Here is a 1,159-nt window from a genome sequence, read left to right as displayed (position 1 = left end):
TTCGCCCAGGCCGCCGTGGTCGCGCCCGAACCGGCCGCGTCCGAGACCGCCGCGCTGCTCGATGTCGCGGCCGAAGCACTGCCGCTGGAGGCACCGGCCGAGCCCGAGGAAACGGTGCAGCCCGAGGCCGCGTCCGCCGCCGAGGCGCCGGCCGTTGCCGAGCCGCAGCTCGCGCCGGTCGAATCCGTCGAGGTGACCGCCGCCGGCAGCGCCGACGACCAGGTCAAGGTGATCGGCCCGCTGCGCATCGGCATCGCGCTCTACAACGTCTATCTCAACGAGGCCGACGAATGGTCGCGCCAGCTCGCCACCGAGGTCGGCGAGTGGGCGCTTCAGCCCTACGAACGCGTGGCCGACTCGACCATCGCGCTGGCCCATTCGCTGGCCGGCAGCTCGGCGACGGTCGGCTTCCACAGCCTGTCGGGCATGGCGCGCTACTTCGAGGCCGCGCTGCAGCACCTGCAGATGCAGGGCAGCGGCACGCGCGAGCAGGGCATGGTGCTGGTCGCTGCGGCCGACGAGCTGCGCCGCCTGCTGCACCAGTTCGCGGTCGGCCTGCTGCGCGACCCCTCGCAGCAGACGCTGCAGGCGCTGCGCGACATCGCGGCCTCGCCGATGCCCTCGCCCTATGCCGAGGAGCTGGCACGCGACGAGCCACGCGCGCCGCTGCAGGTGGTGTCGCCGCAGGGCGGCGCCGACGTGGCGCTCGACGACTCCGAGGACGCCATCGACCTGGCCGACGCGGTCGACGTCGACCTGTTCCCGATCTTCGAGGAAGAGGCGGCCGAACTGCTGCCGCAGCTCGGCGAGGCGCTGCGCCAGTGGTCGCACCACCCCGACGACGGCGCGCCGCGCACCTCGGTGCTGCGCACGCTGCACACGCTCAAGGGCAGTGCCCGGCTGGCCGGCGCCATGCGCCTGGGCGAGCGCGCGCACCGCATGGAATCCGAGATCGAACTGCTGGGCACGCAGGGCCACGTCGACCGTTCCGACATCGAGAAGCTGCTGGCACGGCTCGACACGCTGCAGGCCACCTTCGACGCGCTGCGCGCGGCCGACGATGCGACCCAGGTCGAACTGGCGCAGCGCGTGGCGGAAGCCACCGCGGCATCTGCGCCCACGCCCGTGGAGCACCCGGAGCTGCGCGCCGAGCCCGCCA

General features: G+C 73.6%; 1 protein-coding gene. It reads left to right on the top strand.

The annotated features are described in order from the left end of the window. On the top strand, window positions 1-1,159 hold a 1,159-nt coding region (locus AC27VN_RS42005; RefSeq protein WP_490880591.1), incomplete at both ends, for an Hpt domain-containing protein.

Source organism: Variovorax sp. 20P10.2.4, assembly GCF_058244205.1.
The sequence above is the reverse complement of the archived record's forward strand: the minus strand, read 5'-3'. Positions and strand labels throughout refer to the sequence as shown.